We start from the raw sequence: 18,662 nt of genomic DNA, 5'->3' as shown, positions 1-18,662 counted from the left end.
CGCTGGAGTAAAACTAGAATGACCCAAAGACGTATTCCTGCCGTTTACATGCGTGGTGGCTCGAGCAAGGGCGTTTTCTTTCTTGAGGAGCACCTGCCGCCCGCAGGTGCTGAGCGGGATGCCATCCTTCTGCGGGTGATCGGCAGCCCCGATGTGTATGGCAAGCAGATAGATGGCATGGGCGGCGCCACTTCCAGTACCAGTAAGGTGGTGATCATCGGTCAATCCAGGCGTGACGACTGTGATGTCGACTATCTGTTTGGTGCACCCGCCATCGAGACGGCGGTCATCGACTGGTCTGGTAACTGTGGAAATCTGAGTGCGGCGGTTGGCCCCTACGCGATATCCCAAGGTCTCGTCGAGGCACCGCTTGATGGCATGGCCGTTGTTCGTATCTGGCAGGCCAACATCCAGAAAAGAATCATTGCTTATGTTCCGATGCGCGACGGCGAAGTCCAGGAAGAGGGCGACTTCATGCTCGACGGCGTGGCATTTCCGGCAGCGGAAGTCGTTCTGGAGTTTCTCAACCCCGGTGGTGCAGACGGCAGCCTTCTTCCAACGGGGAATGCCGTCGACGAACTGCAAGTACCTGGCCTCGGTAAACTTGCAGTGACATTGCTGAATGCCGGCAATCCGACAATCTTTATAGACGCGCAGCAGGTGGGCTTGAAGGGAACCGAGACACAAGACCAGGTCAACGGTGATACGCAGTTACTTGCCCGGCTGGAGACCATTCGCGCGCATTGCACTGTAGCCATGGGCTTGGCCGCGAGTGCTGACGAAGCAACACGGTGGCGTCCTCATACGCCGAAGCTTTGCCTGGTTGCCAGGCCGCAACCCTACAAAGCCGCCGGGGGTAAGCAGGTTGAGCCTGAGGACATCGATGTGATTGCGCGAATACTTTCAATGGGCAAGCTTCACCATGCGATCACTGGCACAGGAGCGGTTGCCGTGGCAGTTGCCGCAGCGCTTGATGGCACCTTGGTCAATCGCATCGTCGGCAATACCGGCGATCGCCAGGTGCGCATGGGGCATACCGCCGGCAGCGTCGCGGTCGGCGCGAAAACCGTCCTGGAAGATGGCGCCTGGCTGGTTGAAAAAGCAGTGATGAGCCGGAGTGCACGCCGACTGATGGAAGGCTGGGTATGCCTCCCCGAACTCCTTGTTGACCCTATGCATCGACGTGCTCAGCCATGTTCCATGGCGGCTAAGGCGAGCAACCATGAACGTTGATATGGCTGCAGTACGAAATGATTTAGCGCCAAGTGGTGAACTGCAAGTGGCGATCAACTTGGGTAATCCCGTTTTGGCCCAGCGCGATGCGGTCACTGGCCGATTGGGAGGCGTCTCGGTTGCACTCGCGAACGAGTTGGCGAAGGAGTTGGGGATTGCAGTCAACCTGATGCCATACGACGCGGCTGGGAAAGTGTTCGCGGTCTTGGAGGAGGGGATTTGGGATTTGGCGTTTCTGGCTATCGAGCCTGTACGAGCGCAAAAGATCTGCTTCTCCAGTCCCTATGTGAGCATCGATGGCACCTACCTCGTTCATGCAGCAAGCCCTTTCGAACGTGCATCTGATTTGGATATGCAAGGCCACAGAATTTCTGTCGGCCGAGGTGCTGCGTATGACCTGTACCTGTCACGCACCCTGCAACATGCTGAGCTTGTTCGAGCGGACACCTCTGCAAGTGCCGTCGACCTCTTTTTACAGCGGGGGCTGGAAGCAGCGGCCGGGGTCAGACAGCCTTTGGAGCGGTTTGCAAACTCAACCACAGGGGTCAGGGTACTGAAAGACAACTTCACGGAAATTCGCCAGGCGATGGCTGTTCCGAAGGCACGCAGAATTGCGGCTGAATACATCGAAGACTTCATCTGCCGTCTCGTGAGGCGTGGTTTTGTGGCCAAGTTGTTAGCTGATAGTGGGCAAGGCGATGTACGTGTTGTGGTGCCGACTATTTGAACTGTGGCTAGTTAGCGAGTGCATCTTTGTTGGCGCCAAGGGGGTGGGCAAATCGAGGTTTGGGGGGGAGGCTGAATGTCTCGGAGGAGGGGATAGGTTTATTTTGGGCAATTAAAAAGCCGGCTTGTGGCCGGCTTCTCGGGGACTGGTTAAGTCTATTTTTGGTAAACCTCACCAGCCTTCAATCGTTCACTCAAGCGCTCGCCCAAGTGATAGAGGGGGGGCATCAGCGGGAACTCCTCCGCATCGCCGGGCAGGGTGTGCTGGCTTCACGCCAACCCCTGCCAAATGTGCCGCGCATGATACTCACATTCCCCGCAGTTTCCCAGCGTCTAGTCTGATTTAGAGCCGTCGTAGCCTATCAAGTGTTCGTCCAGCGGGACCGGTGGGCGGCGGTTGTTGAGGGTGGACCACCAGAATACCCAGCCCAGGATGTGTACGTTTTGCTCGAAGCGCTGGTCGTAGGTCAGGAATTCGTCGGGGTGTTCGCTGTTGTTGTGGCTGCGCATGCGCAGGCCGCCGCCGGGGCGGTTGTAGAGGTATTTGATGCGCAGCATGCCGTGGTGTTCGAGGGCGTAGATTTCGCCGTCGATGATTTGGGTGCGGCCGCGGTCGATGGCGAGGATGGCGCCATCTTGGATGATGTCGATCATGCTGTTGCCGACCATGTAGGCCCCCAGGGCGCGGTCGGCGGTGACGTTGAGTTGTTCCAGGGTGCGCAGGGAGAGGCGCAGGCTTTCCTGGGAGTTGAATGAGGCGTGGAGGGGGATCTCCACGTCGATCTTTTCCGGGCCGCTGTTGGGGCCGCAGAGGTAATGGCCGCAGTCTTCACGGGCGGCAGCGCTGTTTCCGTGGTTGGGGCCTTCCAGCTGGAGGTTGGTCGGCGGGTGTTTAGGGCCTTCGCCGGTACGTAGCCAGCGGCTGGTGACACACAGCAGTTCTGCTATTTCGTCGAGCCGGGCCAAGGGCACGCCGCGCTTGAACCAGTTGTTCACATGCTGGGGCGTGACGTCGCGATTCTTGGCGAAGTCGGATGCGGAAAGATGAACTTCCCGAAGTAACATTCTTAAGCGATCACCTGATGTATTCATAAACGCAGAGTTTACTGTCCGGAAAACAAGATCAAATAAACCATGCGTTGAGTTGGTGTATGTAGGTGTTTCCTTATTGCAAGTAAAATCTTGGCCAGATTCTGTCTAGTTAAACGTTAGTTGTTGTTTTGTTTATTTAATTGAACTTGTTGTTTATTTTTTCCCACAAAAAAGCCCCGAGTGATCGGGGCTTTTTTAGATTGCCGTGGCAATGAGTAGCGGTATCAGCCTTTGTAGGCAGCTACCGACTTCATGATCTCGGCACGGGCGGCGTCTGCGTTGCCCCAACCGTCGATCTTCACCCATTTGCCTTTTTCGAGGTCTTTGTAGTTCTCGAAGAAGTGCTTGATCTGCTCCAGCAACAGCGGCGGCAGGTCGGTGTATTCCTTCACATCGACGTACAGTTGGGACAGCTTGTCGTGTGGCACTGCGATGACTTTGGCATCGCCGCCGCCGTCGTCGGTCATGTTCAGGATGCCAACCGGGCGGGCGCGGATGACCGAGCCTGGGGTGACCGGGTAAGGGGTCACGACCAGCACGTCGAGGGGGTCGCCGTCGTCAGCCAGGGTGTTGGGGATAAAACCGTAGTTGGCCGGGTAGAACATCGGGGTGGCCATGAAACGGTCAACGAACAGGCAGTCGCTGTCTTTGTCGATTTCGTACTTGATCGGCGCATGGTTGGCCGGAATCTCGATGGCGACGTAGATGTCGTTCGGCAGGTCTTTGCCAGCCGGAATCTTGCTGTAGCTCATTGGGCGTTGCCCCCGTAGTTGGCCAAGTAAATTGGCCGGATTGGCCTAAAAGTGGCGGCGATTATAGGCATATTCCTGCGCCGATGCCACGCGCCAGACGTCGTACGGTACTTAGCCTTCAGTCTGATAGCGCGGGTCGCTGGCTTGCAGATGTTTCAGGCGTGCCAGTGGATCCTGGCGGTAAAACTGGCTCAGTTGCCCGTAGACCTGTGGATAACTGTCCACCAGCAAATCCGGGGCGCTGAAAAAATATTCGCTGGTGACCGCAAAAAACTCTGCCGGGTTTTCCGCGGCGTACGGGTCGATGGCAGTTTCGGCGTCGGGGTTGTGGTCGAGCTGGCGGTTGAGGTCATCAAACGCGCTCTGCATCACGCTGGCCCACTCCTGGACGCGCATGTCGCTGTGCAGCGGCGGCAGGCCGTTGGCGTCGCCATTGAGCATGTCGAGCTTATGCGCCAGTTCGTGGATCACCAGGTTGTAGCCTTCCCAGTTGCCGCTGGCCAGTACGCCCGGCCAGGCGAGGATCACCGGGCCTTGCTGCCAGGCTTCGCCGCTGTGCTCGCCATCCCATTCATGTTCCACGCCGCTGGCGTCGCGATGGCGCTGGGGGCTGCGAAAGTCATCGGGGTAGAGAATGATTTCATGGAAGCCCTGGTACCACTCCAACTCGCCCAGGTTCATCAGCGGCAGTTGGGCCTGGGCGGCGAGCAGCAGGCGTTGTTCCTGGTGCAGATCGACGCCGGGCAGGGCAGTCAGGTGTTTTTCGGCGAGGAACAGCACGCTGGCCTCACGTAACCATTGGTCCTGTTCGGCGCTGATGCCGTCGAGGAAGGTCAGGTGATGGCGCACCCGTTGCCACGTTTCATCGGCAACCGGGTGCTTGGCCAGGAGGCGCCGGCGACGCCAGGCGCTGAGGGACCACATGGCCGATCAGTGCGGCTTGGCTTCGGAGGAGGTGCGGCCAAAGCGGCTGCGGGCCACGCCAATGATCATCGGCACCAGCGACAGCAGAATGATGAACACCACCAGCAGCGACAGGTTTTTCTTGATGAACGGTACGTTACCGAAGAAGTAGCCGAGGGTGACCAGGCCACCGACCCAGAGGATGGTGCCCAGCACGCTGAAGCCGAAAAAGCGCGGATACGGCATTTTGGCGACACCGGCGACGAACGGCGCGAAGGTGCGCAGGATCGGCAGGAAGCGCGCCAGGGTCACGGTTTTGCCGCCGTGCTTGTCGTAGAAGTCGTGGGTCTTTTGCAGGTAGTCGCGGCGGAAGATTTTCGAATTGGGGTTGCTGAACAAGCGTTCCCCGGCGGTGCGGCCGATCACATAGTTGGTGCTGTCACCGAGGATCGCCGCCAGCATCAGCAGGCCGCCCAGCAGGACCGGGTCCATGCCGCCACCGGCAGCGACGGCGCCGGCAATAAACAGCAGGGAATCGCCGGGCAGGAACGGCATGACCACCAGGCCGGTTTCGCAAAAAATCACCAGGAACAGGATGGCGTAGATCCACGGACCGTAATTGGTTACCAGCAAGTCGAGGTACACGTCGAGATGCAGGATAAGGTCGAGCGGGTTGAAATCCATGGATGGCACCTGTGTGAATGGCCCGACTCAGCGGGCCCGTGCGGAGGCTTCGGGCAATAAGGCTACGTGTGTATGCCGTTTTTCCTACAACCCTAAAACGTCGGCATTATACGGACTGAGTGATGAAAAGCGTGCTGGTTTTGTAGCGGGGGATGTCGCGGCTATTCTGGCTAGCACTGATCCAAATGTGGGAGCGGGCTTGCTCGCGATAACGGTGGGTCAGTTAAAAATACATCAACTGAACCACCGCTATCGCGAGCAAGCCCGCACACATTTTTTGGGTGTTTGGGTGAATGGCTTCAGTCTTCGCTGATCGGCAATGTGTAGTTCTTGAACTCGGTATCTTCGCGAAAGCCCATGGATTCATAGGTCTTCTGCGCCACCGCGTTATTACTGCTGGTGGACACGCGCAAACGCACGGCATTGGTTTCCTTGGCCATTTTTTTCGCGGCGCGCATCAGGTTGTCGGCCACCAGTTGGCGGCGGGCGTCCTCGGCGACGTAGATGTCATTGAGGATCCACACCCGTTTCAACGACAGCGAAGAAAAGCTCGGATACAGCTGGCAGAAGCCCAGCAGCTTGCTGTCGTCGTCATCCGGCAGCGCCAGGTAGATTACCGACTCCTTGCGCCGCAGACGCTTCTCCAGAAACGCCCGGGAGGAGTCCGGAAAGGGCAGCGCGCCATAGAACTCGCGGTATTTGACGAATAATGGGGTCAACAGGTCCAGGTGTTCCAGAGTCGCTTGAGTAATCCGCATGCTAGGCCTCAACTTCTATAGGAATACAACGGCAAACGGTCCATTACTCGGGCGCCCGCTGCTTGATGCTGCCTAAAGCGGTGAAAAATCGCAATCGTGCCGGCATCAGTCCTTGGTTGGGCTGAGCAGGAAATTGCCTTTCATCAGGTCCGGATCATCCGATTCCAGGGTCTGAACCTGCGCCTCATCCTTGAGATTGACCCCCGACAACTGCCGCCGACAGGCCTCGCGCATCAGGTACAGCAGGCGGTGCGCGGCCATGCCGTAGCTCAGACCCTCCAGGCGCACATTGGAAATACAGTTGCGGTAGGCGTCGGTCAGGCCGACCTTGGGGTTATAGGTGAAGTACAGCCCCAGGCTGTCCGGCGAGCTGAGCCCTGGCCGCTCGCCGATCAGGATCACCACCATTTTTGCCCCAAGTAACTGGCCGATCTCATCGGCCACCGCCACCCGGCCTTGTTCCACCAGGATCACCGGCGACAAGGACCAGCCTTCGGCGTGGGTCTGTTCTTCCATGCGTGTGAGAAACGGCACGGTGTGTTTATGCACCGCCAGCGCCGATAAACCATCGGCCACTACCACCGCCAGGTCCACACCGCCCGGGTTGGCCTGGGCGTAGTCGCGCAGGGTCTGGGCCGACTCATCGCTCAGGCGCCGCCCCAGGTCCGGGCGTTGCAGGTAGCTGTGGCGGTCGGGCGCGGCGCTGTGCAGCAACAGGCTATCGCGGCCGCGCTCGGCCATCTGGCTGCTCAGGCCGGTATGGTCAAACGGTAGGTGTACCGCGTCGCGGGCCTGGGCATGGGCGAACTGGAAGTCCAGTTGCGCGCCGGTGGGAATACTGGTGCCGGTGCGGCCCAGGGCGATTCGCGCCGGGGTCAGGCGCCGCAGCTCCAGCCAGGGGTTATCGCTTTCAGGTGTGTCGATTTGCACTGGAGGCTCCTTCATCCCAATTGCGCCAAGGCGTGGCGGAAGGCTGGTGGCAGGTTGTTACCAAACCGCACCTTGCCATCGGCTTGCGTGAAGATGCCCATTTTCGCCAGCCACTGCTCAAACTCCGGCGCGGGCTTTAAACCCAGGGTTTGCCTGGCGTACAGCGCGTCGTGGAAGGATGTGGTCTGGTAGTTGAGCATGATGTCGTCGGAACCCGGGATGCCCATGATGAAGTTGATCCCGGCTACGCCCAGCAAGGTCAGCAGGGTGTCCATATCGTCCTGGTCGGCTTCGGCATGGTTGGTGTAGCAGATGTCGCAACCCATGGGCACGCCGAGCAGCTTGCCGCAGAAATGGTCTTCGAGGCCGGCGCGGATGATTTGCTTGCCGTTGTACAGGTACTCGGGGCCGATAAAACCGACCACTGTGTTGACCAAAAATGGCTTGAAGTGCCGCGCCACTGCATAGGCACGGGTTTCGCAGGTTTGTTGATCAATCCCGAAATGCGCGTTGGCCGACAGGGCGCTGCCCTGGCCCGTCTCGAAATACATCAGGTTTTGCCCCAGGGTCCCGCGATTCAGGCTCAGGCCTGCGTCGTAGCCTTCCTGCAGCACATTCAGGTTGATCCCGAAGCTGGCGTTGGCCGCCTCGGTGCCGGCGATCGACTGGAACACCAGGTCCAGCGGCACGCCGCGGTTGATCGCTTCGATGGAGGTGGTGACGTGGGTCAGCACACAGGCCTGGGTCGGGATCTCGTAGCGCTGGATGATCGCGTCGAGCATTTCCAGCATGGCGCAAATCGAGGCGATGCTGTCGGTGGCCGGGTTGATGCCGATCATGGCGTCGCCGTTGCCGTACAGCAGCCCATCGAGGATGCTCGCGGCGATGCCCGCCGGCTCATCCGTCGGATGGTTAGGTTGCAGGCGCGTGGACAAGCGCCCGCGCAGGCCCATGGTGCCGCGAAACTGGGTGACGACGCGGATCTTCTGCGCTACCAGCACCAGGTCCTGCACACGCATGATCTTCGACACGGCGGCGGCCATTTCCGGGGTCAACCCCGGCGCCAGTGCACGCAGGCTGTGTTCGTCGGCCGCGTCACTGAGTAGCCAGTCCCGCAGGCCGCCGACGGTCAGGTGGCTGACCACGGCAAAGGCCTGCTGGTCGTGGGTGTCGATGATCAGCCGGGTGACTTCGTCGCTTTCGTAGGGGATCAGCGCCTCTTCCAGGAAGTGCTTCAACGGGATATTGGCCAGGGCCATTTGCGCCGCCACACGTTCGCCGTCGTTCTGTGCGGCGACGCCGGCGAGAAAATCCCCGGAGCGGGCGGGACTGGCCTTGGCCATCACGTCCTTGAGGCTGTCGAAACGGTAGGTCAATGCACCGACCGAGTGGGAAAAACTTGCCATACAGACTCTCCATGACGACGCGGGCGGTGGCCCGCGCCGTGGTTTACGGCGTTAGTGCAAGGCGGCCTCTGCGGCCTGGATCGCCGCGAACTCTTCTTCCGGCGTGCCTGCTACCAAGTGATGCCGACTGTAGAAAGCGAAGTAAGCAATTAATACTCCATAGATGATCGCCGCGCCAATCACCACGCGCGGATCCACCAGGAAGCCCGCCACCACGGCGATGCAGGCCAGTATCAGGGCCAGGCCCGAGGTGAAGATGCCGCCCGGCGTGCGGTATGGGCGCTCCATTTTGGGGCGACGGATGCGCAGGGTGATGTGCGCGGCCATCATCAGCACGTAGGAAATGGTCGCGCCAAACACCGCCACTAGGATCAGCAGGTCGCCCTGGCCGGTCAGTGACAGGCCAAAACCGATGATCCCGGGAATGACCAGGGCCAGCACCGGTGCCTTGCTTTTATTGGTTTGCGACAGTTTGCGCGGCAGGTAGCCAGCGCGGGACAGGGCGAAAATCTGCCGGGAGTAGGCATAGATGATCGAGAAGAAGCTCGCGATCAGTCCGGCCAGGCCCACCAGGTTGACGAAGCTGCCCATCCAGGTCGAGCCACCGTAGGCCAGGGCCAGGGATTCCACCAACGGGTTGCCGGACTTGATCAGCGCCAGGGTGCCGGCGCCGCCGGGGGCAATCACCAGGATCAGCAGGGCAAAGCTGGTGAGCACCACAATCGCGCCGATCAGGCCGCGGGGCAGGTCGCGCTTGGGGTTCTTGGTTTCTTCGGCGGCCAGGGGCACGCCTTCGACGGCGAGGAAGAACCAGATCGCATAAGGAATCGCGGCCCACACGCCGACATAGCCGAACGGCAGGAAACTGCTGGCGCCCTTGGCTTCGGTCACGGGAATGTCCAGCAGATTGGCGACGTTGAAGTGCGGCACCATCGCCACCAGGAACACGCCCAGGGCAATTGCGGCGACGGCGGTAATCACAAACATCAACTTCAGCGCTTCACCGACGCCAAAGATATGGATGCCGATAAAGATGATGTAGAACGCCAGGTAGATCATCCAGCCGCCAATGCCGAACAGTGATTCGCAATAGGCACCGATAAACACCGCGATGGCGGCGGGGGCGATGGCGTATTCGATCAGGATCGCCGTGCCGGTGAGAAATCCTCCCCAGGGGCCGAAGGCGCTGCGGGCAAAACCATAGCCGCCACCGGCGGTAGGGATCATGGAGGACAGTTCGGCCAGGGAGAAACACATGCACAAGTACATGGTGGCCATCAGGAGTGTGGCGAGGAACATCCCGCCCCAGCCGCCTTGGGCCAGGCCGAAGTTCCAGCCGGCGTAGTCGCCGGAAATGACATAGGCAACGCCGAGGCCGACTAATAGCACCCAGCCGGCGGCGCCTTTTTTCAATTCTCGTTGTTGGAAGTATTCGGAGCCGACTTTTTCGAAGTCGACGGAGGATCCTGTCGGTTCGCTAGGCATGGGAAAGTACCTTGTTTTTATTGTTTTAACTCGGCGGATGTCTGCCGAATGCACGTCGCAACTATTGATGAAGATCCAAGTGTGGGAGCGAGCAAGCCCGCTCCCACATTTAATTGCATTTCAAGTGTGGGAGCGGGGGAGGGTTAGAAGAAACCCAGTGGGTTGATGTCGTAGCTCACCAGCAGGTTCTTGGTCTGCTGATAGTGATCCAACATCATCTTGTGCGTCTCACGGCCCACACCGGACTTCTTGTAACCACCAAACGCGGCATGCGCCGGGTACAGGTGGTAGCAGTTGGTCCACACACGCCCGGCCTTGATCGCCCGGCCCATGCGGTAGGCGCGGTTGATGTCGCGGGTCCACAAGCCGGCACCCAGGCCAAACTCGGTGTCGTTGGCGATCGCCAGGGCTTCGGCTTCGTCCTTGAAGGTGGTGATGCTCACCACCGGGCCAAAGATTTCTTCCTGGAACACACGCATCTTGTTGGTGCCCTTGAGCAGGGTCGGCTGGATGTAATAGCCGGTTGCCAGGTCGCCGGTCAGTTTCTCCACTTTGCCGCCCGTCAGCAGCTCGGCGCCTTCGCCCTTGGCGATTTCCAGGTACGACAGGATCTTGTCGAACTGTTGCTCGGACGCCTGGGCACCCACCATGGTGTCGGTGTCCAGTGGGTCGCCACGCTTGATCGACTCGACCTTCTTCATCACCACCTTCATGAAGTCGTCGTAGATCGACTCTTCCACCAGCGCGCGGGATGGGCAGGTGCACACTTCGCCCTGGTTGAAGAACGCCAGCACCAGGCCTTCGGCGGCCTTTTCGATAAATTGCGGTTCGGCTTTCATGATGTCGGCGAAGAAGATGTTCGGCGACTTGCCGCCCAGCTCAACGGTGGACGGAATAATGTTTTCGGCCGCGCAATGCATGATGTGCGAACCCACCGGCGTGGAGCCGGTAAAGGCGATCTTGGCGATGCGCTTGCTGGTCGCCAGGGCTTCGCCCGCTTCCTTGCCGAAACCGTGCACCACGTTCAGCACGCCCGGTGGCAGCAGGTCGCCGATCACTTCCATCAGCACGTTGATGCCCAGCGGGGTCTGCTCGGCAGGCTTGAGTACCACGCAGTTACCGGCGGCCAGGGCGGGTGCGAGTTTCCAGGCGGCCATCAGCAGTGGGAAGTTCCACGGGATAATCTGCCCGACCACACCCAGGGGTTCGTGGAAGTGATAGGCGGCGGTGTGTTCGTTGATCTCGGCGCTGCTGCCTTCCTGGGCGCGGATGCAGCCGGCGAAGTAGCGGAAGTGGTCAGCGGCCAGGGGGATATCGGCGTTGAGGGTTTCGCGTACGGCCTTGCCGTTGTCCCAGGTTTCGGTGATGGCCAGCAGTTCGAGGTTCTGTTCGATGCGGTCGGCGATTTTCAGCAGCACCAGCGAGCGGTCCTGGGCCGAGGTCTTGCCCCAGGCATCAGCGGCGGCGTGGGCGGCGTCCAGTGCCTTGTCGATATCTTTGGCAGTGGAGCGTGGGAATTCGGCGATGGGCTTGCCGTTTACCGGCGAAGTATTGGTGAAGTAGTTGCCATCTATCGGGGCCACAAATTCGCCGCCGATGTAGTTACCGTACCTGGCCTTGAACGAAACGATAGCGCCTTCAGTACCGGGGTGTGCATAACGCATGGTGGGTATCTCCTGACTTCTTATGTTTATTGGAGTGCAGCGTGGCTGCGCTTGATAAAGCGTAGAGCAAAGGTCGGGCCAGTGCCTTCCAGGCCAGGTAAATCAAGGCTTTAGGGTTTGTTGCAAGGCGTTGCTGTGACAGCTTTGGGACAGTCGGGGTGACAGTTTGTACCGCCGGCGATACAACCTGTGACCCATGGGTCGCCCCGGGATTGCAATGCGCCAAGGCGTGGAGGATGCTGGGCGTCCCGGTCCGCGGTGTGTCCCACGCAACAGGAGAACAATAAGAAGATGCAAAACGATCATTTCAGCCGCCATGCCCGGCAAGTCCTGACGGTCACCCGTGGGCAAGACCCGCTGCACGGTCCCGGCAGCGATCCCTCGATTGCCCGTTCCTGGCTGCGCTGCCTGGAGGACTATCACCTCGACCCGGCACTGACCATTGCCCCCACGGTGCTGGAGCATGATCGCCTGCTGGAAAGCCGCGAGCGCCTGCAGCAGGTGCTGCACATCGCCGGCACTGAAATGAACAATTTGCATCAACAGCTTTCCGGCGCCGGGCACGCGGTGCTGTTGACCGATGCGCGTGGGGTGATCCTCAACTGCGTCACCGCGCCTAGCGAGCGCAAGGTGTTCGAGCATGCCGGCCTATGGCTCGGCGCTGACTGGAGCGAGGCCTGCGAAGGCACCAACGGCATCGGCACCTGCCTGGTGGAGCGCCAGGCCCTGACTATTCATCGCGACGAACACTTTCGTGGGCGCCACACCGGCCTGACCTGTTCCGCCAGCCCGGTATTCGACCCCCATGGCGACCTGCTGGCAGTGTTGGACGTGTCCTCGGCCCGTGAGGCGGTATCGCGTCAGAGCCAGTTCCATACCATGGCGCTGGTCAATCTGTCGGCGAAGATGATCGAGAGCTGCTACTTCCTGCGCCACTTTGAAAACCACTGGTTGCTGCGTTTCCACCTGCAGGCCGAATCCGTGGGCCTGTTCAGCGAAGGGCTGCTGGCGTTCGACGGTGAAGGGCGGATCTGTGCGCTCAACCAAAGCGCGCAGAACCTGCTGGGGCTGCCACGCGGGCGTTTGCTGGGCCTGCCGGTGGAGATGTTTTTCGACTGCCGCCTGGATGACTTGCTCGGCCGCGCCAGTGCCAACGCCAGCGCCAGTTGGCCCCTGCGCACCCGCGATGGGCGCAGCCTGTTCGCGGTGTTGCGCGGCGAGGCCCGGCGGGCGCCCGGCCCACGGGTTCCGGCGCCGGCCAAGGTCGAGCGGCCGCGCGTGCCGGGCATCTGCCTGGGCGATGAGGCGCTGCAGAATGACTTTCGCAAGGCCCTGCGGGTCTTTGAGCGCGACGTGCCGCTGCTGATCAATGGCGAAACCGGCTCCGGCAAGGAGGCATTCGCCAAAGCCGTGCACCATGCCAGCCAGCGTGCCGACAAACCCTTCGTCGCCCTGAACTGCGCGGCCATCCCAGAGAGCCTGATCGAGAGCGAATTGTTCGGTTATCGCGGTGGCAGTTTCACCGGCTCCCGCAAGGAAGGCATGCGCGGCAAGCTGCAACAGGCCGATGGCGGCACCTTGTTCCTCGATGAAATCGGCGACATGCCGCTGGCGTTGCAGACCCGGTTGCTAAGAGTGTTGGAAGACCGGCTGGTGGTGCCCATTGGGGGGGAGCCGCAAGCGGTGGACGTGCGGGTGATCAGCGCGACGCACCGCAACTTGCAGGAACGTGTGTGTGACGCCAGTTTCCGCGAGGACTTGTATTACCGGCTCAATGGCCTGGAAATCGCCTTGCCGCCGTTGCGCGAGCGCAGTGACAAGTCGCAGTTGCTGGACTTTCTCCTGGCGCAGGAAGCGCAGGGGCAGACAATCGTACTTGATGACGATGCGCGTCAGGCACTGTTGGACTTCTCGTGGCCGGGTAACGTGCGACAGATGCGCACGGTGTTGCGTACGTTGGCTGCACTCTGCGAGGGCGCACGGGTCGGATTGAGCGATTTGCCTGCGATAATTGGCCGGGTGCCTGTCCAGGCGCGAACTGTCGTCAAGCAGCCGTTGGAAGATGCCGAGCGGCTGGCATTGCTGAACATGCTGGAGCAGCAGCGCTGGCATATGACCCTTGCTGCAGAGCAGTTGGGCATTAGCCGCAATACGCTGTACCGCAAGCTGCGCAAGCATGGAATTGCGTTGCGTTCTGCGGGCTGAGCGAGGGTAAAGACCGCTCCTGTGCTTTGACGCCTGTGCTGATCAACTCGCCCTCATGATCTCTGTTCAATGGGCATGGGTGTAATAGGGGTTAATATATTTGTTGTGAAGTTGTGTGTGTTTGCTAGCGTGCTGGTTGCGACTTGGTGGGGTGATTATTTAATGCATTTATTGTTTTTAGGTGTTTGCATGATTCGTCGGTGTGAAAAGTGTTGCGGTTGAAGTGTGATGCTATTGGTTGTAATGGTTCATTTAATTTGTGTGTTGTGTGGAACTGAAGTCTGCCTATCTCATACTCAAGTGGAAAGGATGGTTCATCGTTTATGATGCTTTGACACTAGGGATGAATAAAATTGATAGTAATCACGTCGTTGACGTGTTTTTTACTATATAGGTGGCAATATGAATATTTCAGGTTTTCCTGTTTCGGTTCCGTTGCACGTGAATGATCCCGTGGATGGCTTGCCCCGGCAACAGGCATCAGCCGTTACGAAAAGTGCGTCCTACTTTGATGAAACGGCGCAAACTCCGGACACCCAGGCGTCCAGCGAGGCGAACAGTACGGGTGAAAATTCGGGTGAAGGCGCTGTGCGAGTCAGACGCGGGTTTGGATCCCCTCGCCTTCCTCGACCGTTTTCCAGCGCAGGATCAAAGGCCCTTAAAGTCCCCTCTAACGGGATCGCCGGTAAATTTGTACAGACAGCGTCAGTAAAGCCCAATGTGGCTCCCCGTCCGACTGCAGGGGCCTCGAACAGCAAGGGGATAGCTAACTTCAGGGACATTGTGTTCAAAACGCAGCACCCTGGCGCCTCACTGCCCGTTGGGCCCAAGCCCGTGGTTGCGCAACCCAAGACATTTGGCGATGTTGCCACCAATCTGATTGCGGCTGATCGCCTGGTCAAGGCCGGTGTGTTTAAAACCGATACACCTTTGAAAACTGTAGCTCGCGATGCTTTTGTGAATGCGTCTGTAAATGGCCTGGTTAGTACTCCGTTGAGTATTGGTACTTATGCCGGATCGGTTTGGAGCGGTGAAACCATCAAGGGTAGCTTTAGCGCCACTACCCCATTATTGCCCCCGGCCCACCAGCCGGCTCCGAGTCAGCAATCCAATGGCGTTACGCCAGCGGCAGGCGGTACAGGAGAGCAAGACGCCACAATGATTAAGTTGCGGTTGGATAATGCCGAGACAAAGTTGCTGTACGCGGTTAACACTATTCAACTGCTGGCTGAGGGAGGGGATGGTGAGGCTCTTACGAAAGATCCGAACTGGCCAACCGAGACAAATGCGCGTATCAAAAAACTTGAGGAGCTGTACAGCGCAGCAGAGAAAAATATGGAGCTGACGGCTGCGGAAAACGGTTTTATTTTCAAGCCTTATAAAGAAGAATCAGTGGTCGAGCCTAAAACTGTTACCAGTCGCCTGGATGTACTTGATAAAAGGAACGAGACAATCAATAACTTCATTGCAAGGATGGTTGCCATTCGGGAAGTGGAAACAAAAGGCAAGAAAGAGATAGTTTGATAGTAGTCTGTCTGCTTTTGGTTCGGTGGTTTGAGTTCGGTTGTATGTTTTACTAAGTAGCAGCTGTCAGGCCCGGTATTTTGCGGGAGTTCTTAAATGCCGGGCTTGATTCCAGTGTACTGAATTGCAAAAAAGAGTAGAAAATTCCCTGGGCTGTTTATCAGTGAGCGCCACGCTCAGTGGCGGAAAAGATCGCACGCTAATCGCTAAAAGAGTGCGAATTTTCCCACCCTACGCTAACCTGCCTCGATGTTTTACGAGGTCGACTATGCACATTCATATTCTCGGTATTTGCGGCACCTTCATGGGCTCAATGGCGGTCCTGGCCAAAGAGCTGGGGCATCACGTCACCGGCTCCGATGCCAACGTCTATCCGCCCATGAGCACGCAGTTGCAGGCCCAGGGCATTGAGCTGACCCAGGGTTACGACCCGGCGCAATTCGATCCGGTCCCGGACCTGGTGGTGATCGGCAATGCCATGTCCCGTGGCAACCCTGCCGTGGAGTACGTGCTGAACAAAGGCCTGCCCTATGTGTCCGGCCCGCAATGGCTGGCCGATCACGTGCTGCAGGGTCGTTGGGTGCTGGCGGTAGCCGGTACCCATGGCAAGACCACCACCAGCAGCATGCTGGCCTGGGTGTTGGAACATGCAGGCATGAGCCCCGGCTTCCTGATCGGCGGCGTGCCACAGAATTTCTCGGTGTCGGCGCGTTTGGGCGATACACCGTTTTTTGTGATCGAGGCCGATGAATACGACAGCGCCTTCTTCGACAAGCGCTCCAAGTTCGTTCACTACCGCCCGCGCACGGCGATTTTGAACAACCTGGAGTTCGATCATGCGGACATCTTCCCTGATCTGCCGGCCATCGAGCGGCAATTCCACCATCTGGTACGCACCATTCCCAGCGAAGGCCTGGTGATTCACCCCACCACCGAGCCGGCTTTGCAGCGCGTGATCGAGATGGGCTGCTGGACGCCGGTACAAACCACTGGCGCCGGCGGGCAATGGCAGGTCAAGTTGTTGAGCGAGGATGGCAGCCAATTCGAAGTGCTGTTTGAGGGCGAGGCCCAAGGCATCGTCGATTGGGACATGACCGGCCAGCATAACGTCGCCAACGCCCTGGTGACCCTGGCTGCAGCCCGGCATGTCGGCGTGGTACCGGCCATGGGCATTGCCGCGCTGAGCGCGTTCAAGAGCGTCAAGCGGCGTATGGAAAAGGTCGCCGAAGTGAACGGGATTACCATCTACGACGACTTCGCCCACCACCCCACGGCGATCGCCACCACCCTCGACGGCCTGCGCAAGCGCGTTGGCGATGCGCCGGTGATTGCGATTATCGAGCCGCGGTCCAACTCCATGAAGCTGGGCGCGCACCGTGATGGCCTGCCGGAAAGCGTCAACGATGCCGACCAGGTGGTGTGGTACGCGCCGGCCAACCTGGGTTGGGACCTGGCCGCCGTGGCCAGGCTTTGCACGGTGCCGTCGATTGTCAGCGACTCCCTGGAAGGCATCATCGAACGGGTCAAAAGCCAGGCCAAGCCCGGTACCCACGTGGTGATCATGAGCAATGGCGGCTTTGGCGGCCTGCACGGCAAACTCGCCGAGGCGCTGCAATGAGCGGGCCGGAGCGCATCACGCTGGCGATGACCGGCGCGTCCGGCGCGCCCTATGGCTTGCGTTTGCTCGATTGCCTGGTGCGCGAAGACCGCGAGGTGCATTTCCTGATTTCCAAGGCTGCGCAATTGGTGATGGCCACCGAGACTGACGTCTCGCTGCCGCCCAAGGTGCAGATGATGCAGGCCTTCCTGACCGAATACACCGGTGCGGCGGCGGGGCAGATCAAGGTCTATGGCAAGGAAGACTGGATGTCGCCCGTGGCCTCCGGCTCCGGTGCGCCGGCGGCAATGGTGGTGGTGCCGTGTTCCACCGGCACCCTGTCGGCGATCGCCACCGGTGCCTGCAACAATCTGATCGAGCGCGCGGCGGACGTGACCTTGAAGGAGCGCCGCCAGTTGATCCTGGTGCCGCGCGAGGCGCCGTATTCGAGCATTCACCTGGAGCACATGCTCAAACTGTCGAATATGGGCGTGACCATCCTGCCGGCGTCGCCGGGCTTTTATCACCAGCCGCAGACCATTGATGACCTGGTGGATTTCGTGGTGGCACGGATTCTCAACTTGCTGAACATCCCCCAGGACATGTTGCCGCGCTGGGGTGAGCATCATTTGAGCAGCGATGAATAAAGCCCTGCTGATCGTGCTGGCCCTGCAACTGGCAGGCTGCGCCACCGTACGCACCCTGGATGCGGCGAAACCCGGTGCGCCGGTGGTGTATGCGGGCACGCGCCTGGATCTGTATGCGCTGCAGGGTGGCTGCTGTGCCATGGACCGTTTTGGCGCCGAAGCGCCGAGCTACCCGGGCCTCGACCTGCCGGCCAGCGCGCTGCTCGACACGCTGCTGTTGCCGCTGTCGGCGTTGACGGTATTGGGGGTTGGGTTTAATGCGACGGGTGGGTTGTAGCCTGTAGCGATGGTTGTGGTCTGGGCGGGCCCCATCGCAGCCAAGCCAGCTCCCCCATTTGATCGGTGAGTGCATTCATGTGGGAGCCGGGCTTGCCCGCGATGAGGCCCGCCCGGTCACCGCAGATTCACTTGCCGAGCTTACGCAACTCATCCGACTCGACAATCCGCACCCCGTCCTGCTCCTCCAGTGCCAGGCGCCACATGGCCCGGGCCAGCTCACACACTTCGATGCCACGATACTTGCCGGGAATCAGCCGCGACAACGGCCCTGCGAGTTTCTCCGCCAGGCGTGTCTCCAGGCGCTCGCCCAGTAGCAGCGAGGGCCGCACGATGGTCAGTTGCGGCCAACCCTGAGCCTGCAAGGCCTGCTCCATCTCACCCTTGACCCGGTTATAGAACACCGAGGATTTGGGGTCGGCGCCTATCGCGCTGATCACGATCAGGTGTCGTGCGCCCATCTCCCGGGCGCGCTTGCCGAACGCCACCACCAGGTCCAGGTCTACGGCGCGGAACGCCTGCTCGGAACCTGCCTGCTTAAGCGTGGTGCCCAGGCAGCAGAAGGCCAGGTCGACCCGGCCGCTCAGTTGTGGCAGCAATGTGCTGGGGTCGCCGACCGGGTTTTCCAGGTGCGGATGTTCGGCCAGTGGCCGGCGGCTGGGCGCCAATACGCGGGTGACGGTAGGCTCGTTGAGCAGGCGGTCCAGCAGATGTTCCCCGGTCAAGCCCGAGGCTCCGGCAAGCAATATATGCTGAGGCGTCAAGTACATAGTGTTTCCC

17 protein-coding genes are annotated in these 18,662 nt (G+C 59.8%); 7 read left to right on the top strand and 10 right to left on the bottom strand.

Annotated elements, in window-relative coordinates:
- Window positions 1-18 precede the first annotated feature (18 nt).
- Complete coding sequence (gene prpF / locus HBR93_RS03380) at window positions 19-1,233, top strand: 2-methylaconitate cis-trans isomerase PrpF (RefSeq protein WP_169959819.1); 1,215 nt, start codon at window positions 19-21, stop codon at window positions 1,231-1,233.
- Window positions 1,223-1,960: a transporter substrate-binding domain-containing protein gene (locus tag HBR93_RS03375; protein WP_169959818.1), complete on the top strand. Its 738-nt coding sequence runs from the start codon at window positions 1,223-1,225 to the stop codon at window positions 1,958-1,960. The genes prpF and HBR93_RS03375 overlap by 11 nt, the downstream gene beginning before the upstream one ends.
- Before the next feature lie 332 nt (window positions 1,961-2,292).
- On the opposite strand, the gene HBR93_RS03370 is transcribed toward HBR93_RS03375, so the two are convergent.
- The 9 genes from HBR93_RS03370 to HBR93_RS03330 all read right to left on the bottom strand — a co-directional run bounded on the left by HBR93_RS03370 (window position 2,293) and on the right by HBR93_RS03330 (window position 11,633).
- Entirely contained in the window at window positions 2,293-3,051 is a 759-nt protein-coding gene (locus HBR93_RS03370; RefSeq protein ID WP_115129089.1) for an XRE family transcriptional regulator, read from the bottom strand.
- Between the two features lie 224 nt (window positions 3,052-3,275).
- Window positions 3,276-3,803: an inorganic diphosphatase gene (gene ppa, locus HBR93_RS03365; RefSeq protein WP_003176323.1), complete on the bottom strand. Its 528-nt coding sequence runs from the start codon at window positions 3,801-3,803 to the stop codon at window positions 3,276-3,278.
- A 111-nt stretch (window positions 3,804-3,914) separates the two neighbouring features.
- Complete coding sequence (locus HBR93_RS03360) at window positions 3,915-4,727, bottom strand: zinc-dependent peptidase (protein WP_057438989.1); 813 nt, start codon at window positions 4,725-4,727, stop codon at window positions 3,915-3,917.
- 6 nt (window positions 4,728-4,733) lie between these two features.
- Window positions 4,734-5,390, bottom strand: a complete 657-nt coding sequence (locus HBR93_RS03355) for a DedA family protein (RefSeq protein WP_038443607.1) — start codon at window positions 5,388-5,390, stop codon at window positions 4,734-4,736.
- Between the two features lie 299 nt (window positions 5,391-5,689).
- Window positions 5,690-6,148, bottom strand: a complete 459-nt coding sequence (locus HBR93_RS03350) for a GNAT family N-acetyltransferase (RefSeq protein WP_057438990.1) — start codon at window positions 6,146-6,148, stop codon at window positions 5,690-5,692.
- A 105-nt stretch (window positions 6,149-6,253) separates the two neighbouring features.
- Entirely contained in the window at window positions 6,254-7,093 is an 840-nt protein-coding gene (gene eutC / locus HBR93_RS03345) for an ethanolamine ammonia-lyase subunit EutC (RefSeq protein ID WP_057438991.1), read from the bottom strand.
- On the bottom strand, window positions 7,090-8,484 hold the full coding sequence (locus HBR93_RS03340) for an ethanolamine ammonia-lyase subunit EutB (protein WP_057960716.1): 1,395 nt from the start codon (window positions 8,482-8,484) through the stop codon (window positions 7,090-7,092). The genes eutC and HBR93_RS03340 overlap by 4 nt, the downstream gene beginning before the upstream one ends.
- Before the next feature lie 51 nt (window positions 8,485-8,535).
- Window positions 8,536-9,969, bottom strand: coding sequence for an ethanolamine permease (gene eat, locus HBR93_RS03335; protein WP_057438992.1), 1,434 nt, complete (start codon window positions 9,967-9,969; stop codon window positions 8,536-8,538).
- A 143-nt stretch (window positions 9,970-10,112) separates the two neighbouring features.
- Window positions 10,113-11,633 (bottom strand): aldehyde dehydrogenase family protein, encoded by a 1,521-nt coding sequence (locus HBR93_RS03330; protein ID WP_169959817.1) that lies wholly within the window; start codon window positions 11,631-11,633, stop codon window positions 10,113-10,115.
- A 291-nt stretch (window positions 11,634-11,924) separates the two neighbouring features.
- On the opposite strand from HBR93_RS03330, the gene HBR93_RS03325 reads away from it, so the two are divergent.
- The 5 genes from HBR93_RS03325 to HBR93_RS03305 all read left to right on the top strand — a co-directional run bounded on the left by HBR93_RS03325 (window position 11,925) and on the right by HBR93_RS03305 (window position 17,883).
- Window positions 11,925-13,838 (top strand): sigma-54-dependent Fis family transcriptional regulator, encoded by a 1,914-nt coding sequence (locus HBR93_RS03325; RefSeq protein ID WP_169959816.1) that lies wholly within the window; start codon window positions 11,925-11,927, stop codon window positions 13,836-13,838.
- A gap of 402 nt (window positions 13,839-14,240) precedes the next feature.
- Window positions 14,241-15,362: a hypothetical protein gene (locus tag HBR93_RS03320; protein ID WP_169959815.1), complete on the top strand. Its 1,122-nt coding sequence runs from the start codon at window positions 14,241-14,243 to the stop codon at window positions 15,360-15,362.
- Window positions 15,363-15,630: 268 nt separating this feature from the next.
- Window positions 15,631-16,980, top strand: coding sequence for a UDP-N-acetylmuramate:L-alanyl-gamma-D-glutamyl-meso-diaminopimelate ligase (mpl, locus tag HBR93_RS03315; protein ID WP_057960713.1), 1,350 nt, complete (start codon window positions 15,631-15,633; stop codon window positions 16,978-16,980).
- Complete coding sequence (ubiX, locus tag HBR93_RS03310) at window positions 16,977-17,606, top strand: flavin prenyltransferase UbiX (RefSeq protein WP_038443595.1); 630 nt, start codon at window positions 16,977-16,979, stop codon at window positions 17,604-17,606. The genes mpl and ubiX overlap by 4 nt, the downstream gene beginning before the upstream one ends.
- A complete protein-coding gene (locus HBR93_RS03305; protein WP_115129085.1) occupies window positions 17,599-17,883 on the top strand; it encodes a YceK/YidQ family lipoprotein in 285 nt (94 codons plus the stop codon). The genes ubiX and HBR93_RS03305 overlap by 8 nt, the downstream gene beginning before the upstream one ends.
- Before the next feature lie 127 nt (window positions 17,884-18,010).
- Here HBR93_RS03305 and HBR93_RS03300 read toward each other — a convergent pair whose 3' ends face one another.
- On the bottom strand, window positions 18,011-18,652 hold the full coding sequence (locus HBR93_RS03300) for an oxidoreductase (protein ID WP_115129084.1): 642 nt from the start codon (window positions 18,650-18,652) through the stop codon (window positions 18,011-18,013).
- Between the last annotated feature and the right edge of the window lie 10 nt (window positions 18,653-18,662).

It is taken from the genome of Pseudomonas sp. WS 5411 (assembly GCF_012985595.1).
In the GTDB taxonomy this organism is placed as follows: domain Bacteria; phylum Pseudomonadota; class Gammaproteobacteria; order Pseudomonadales; family Pseudomonadaceae; genus Aquipseudomonas; species Aquipseudomonas shahriarae.
Note: the sequence above shows the minus strand (reverse complement) of the source record. Positions and strands in the feature narration are given on the sequence as shown.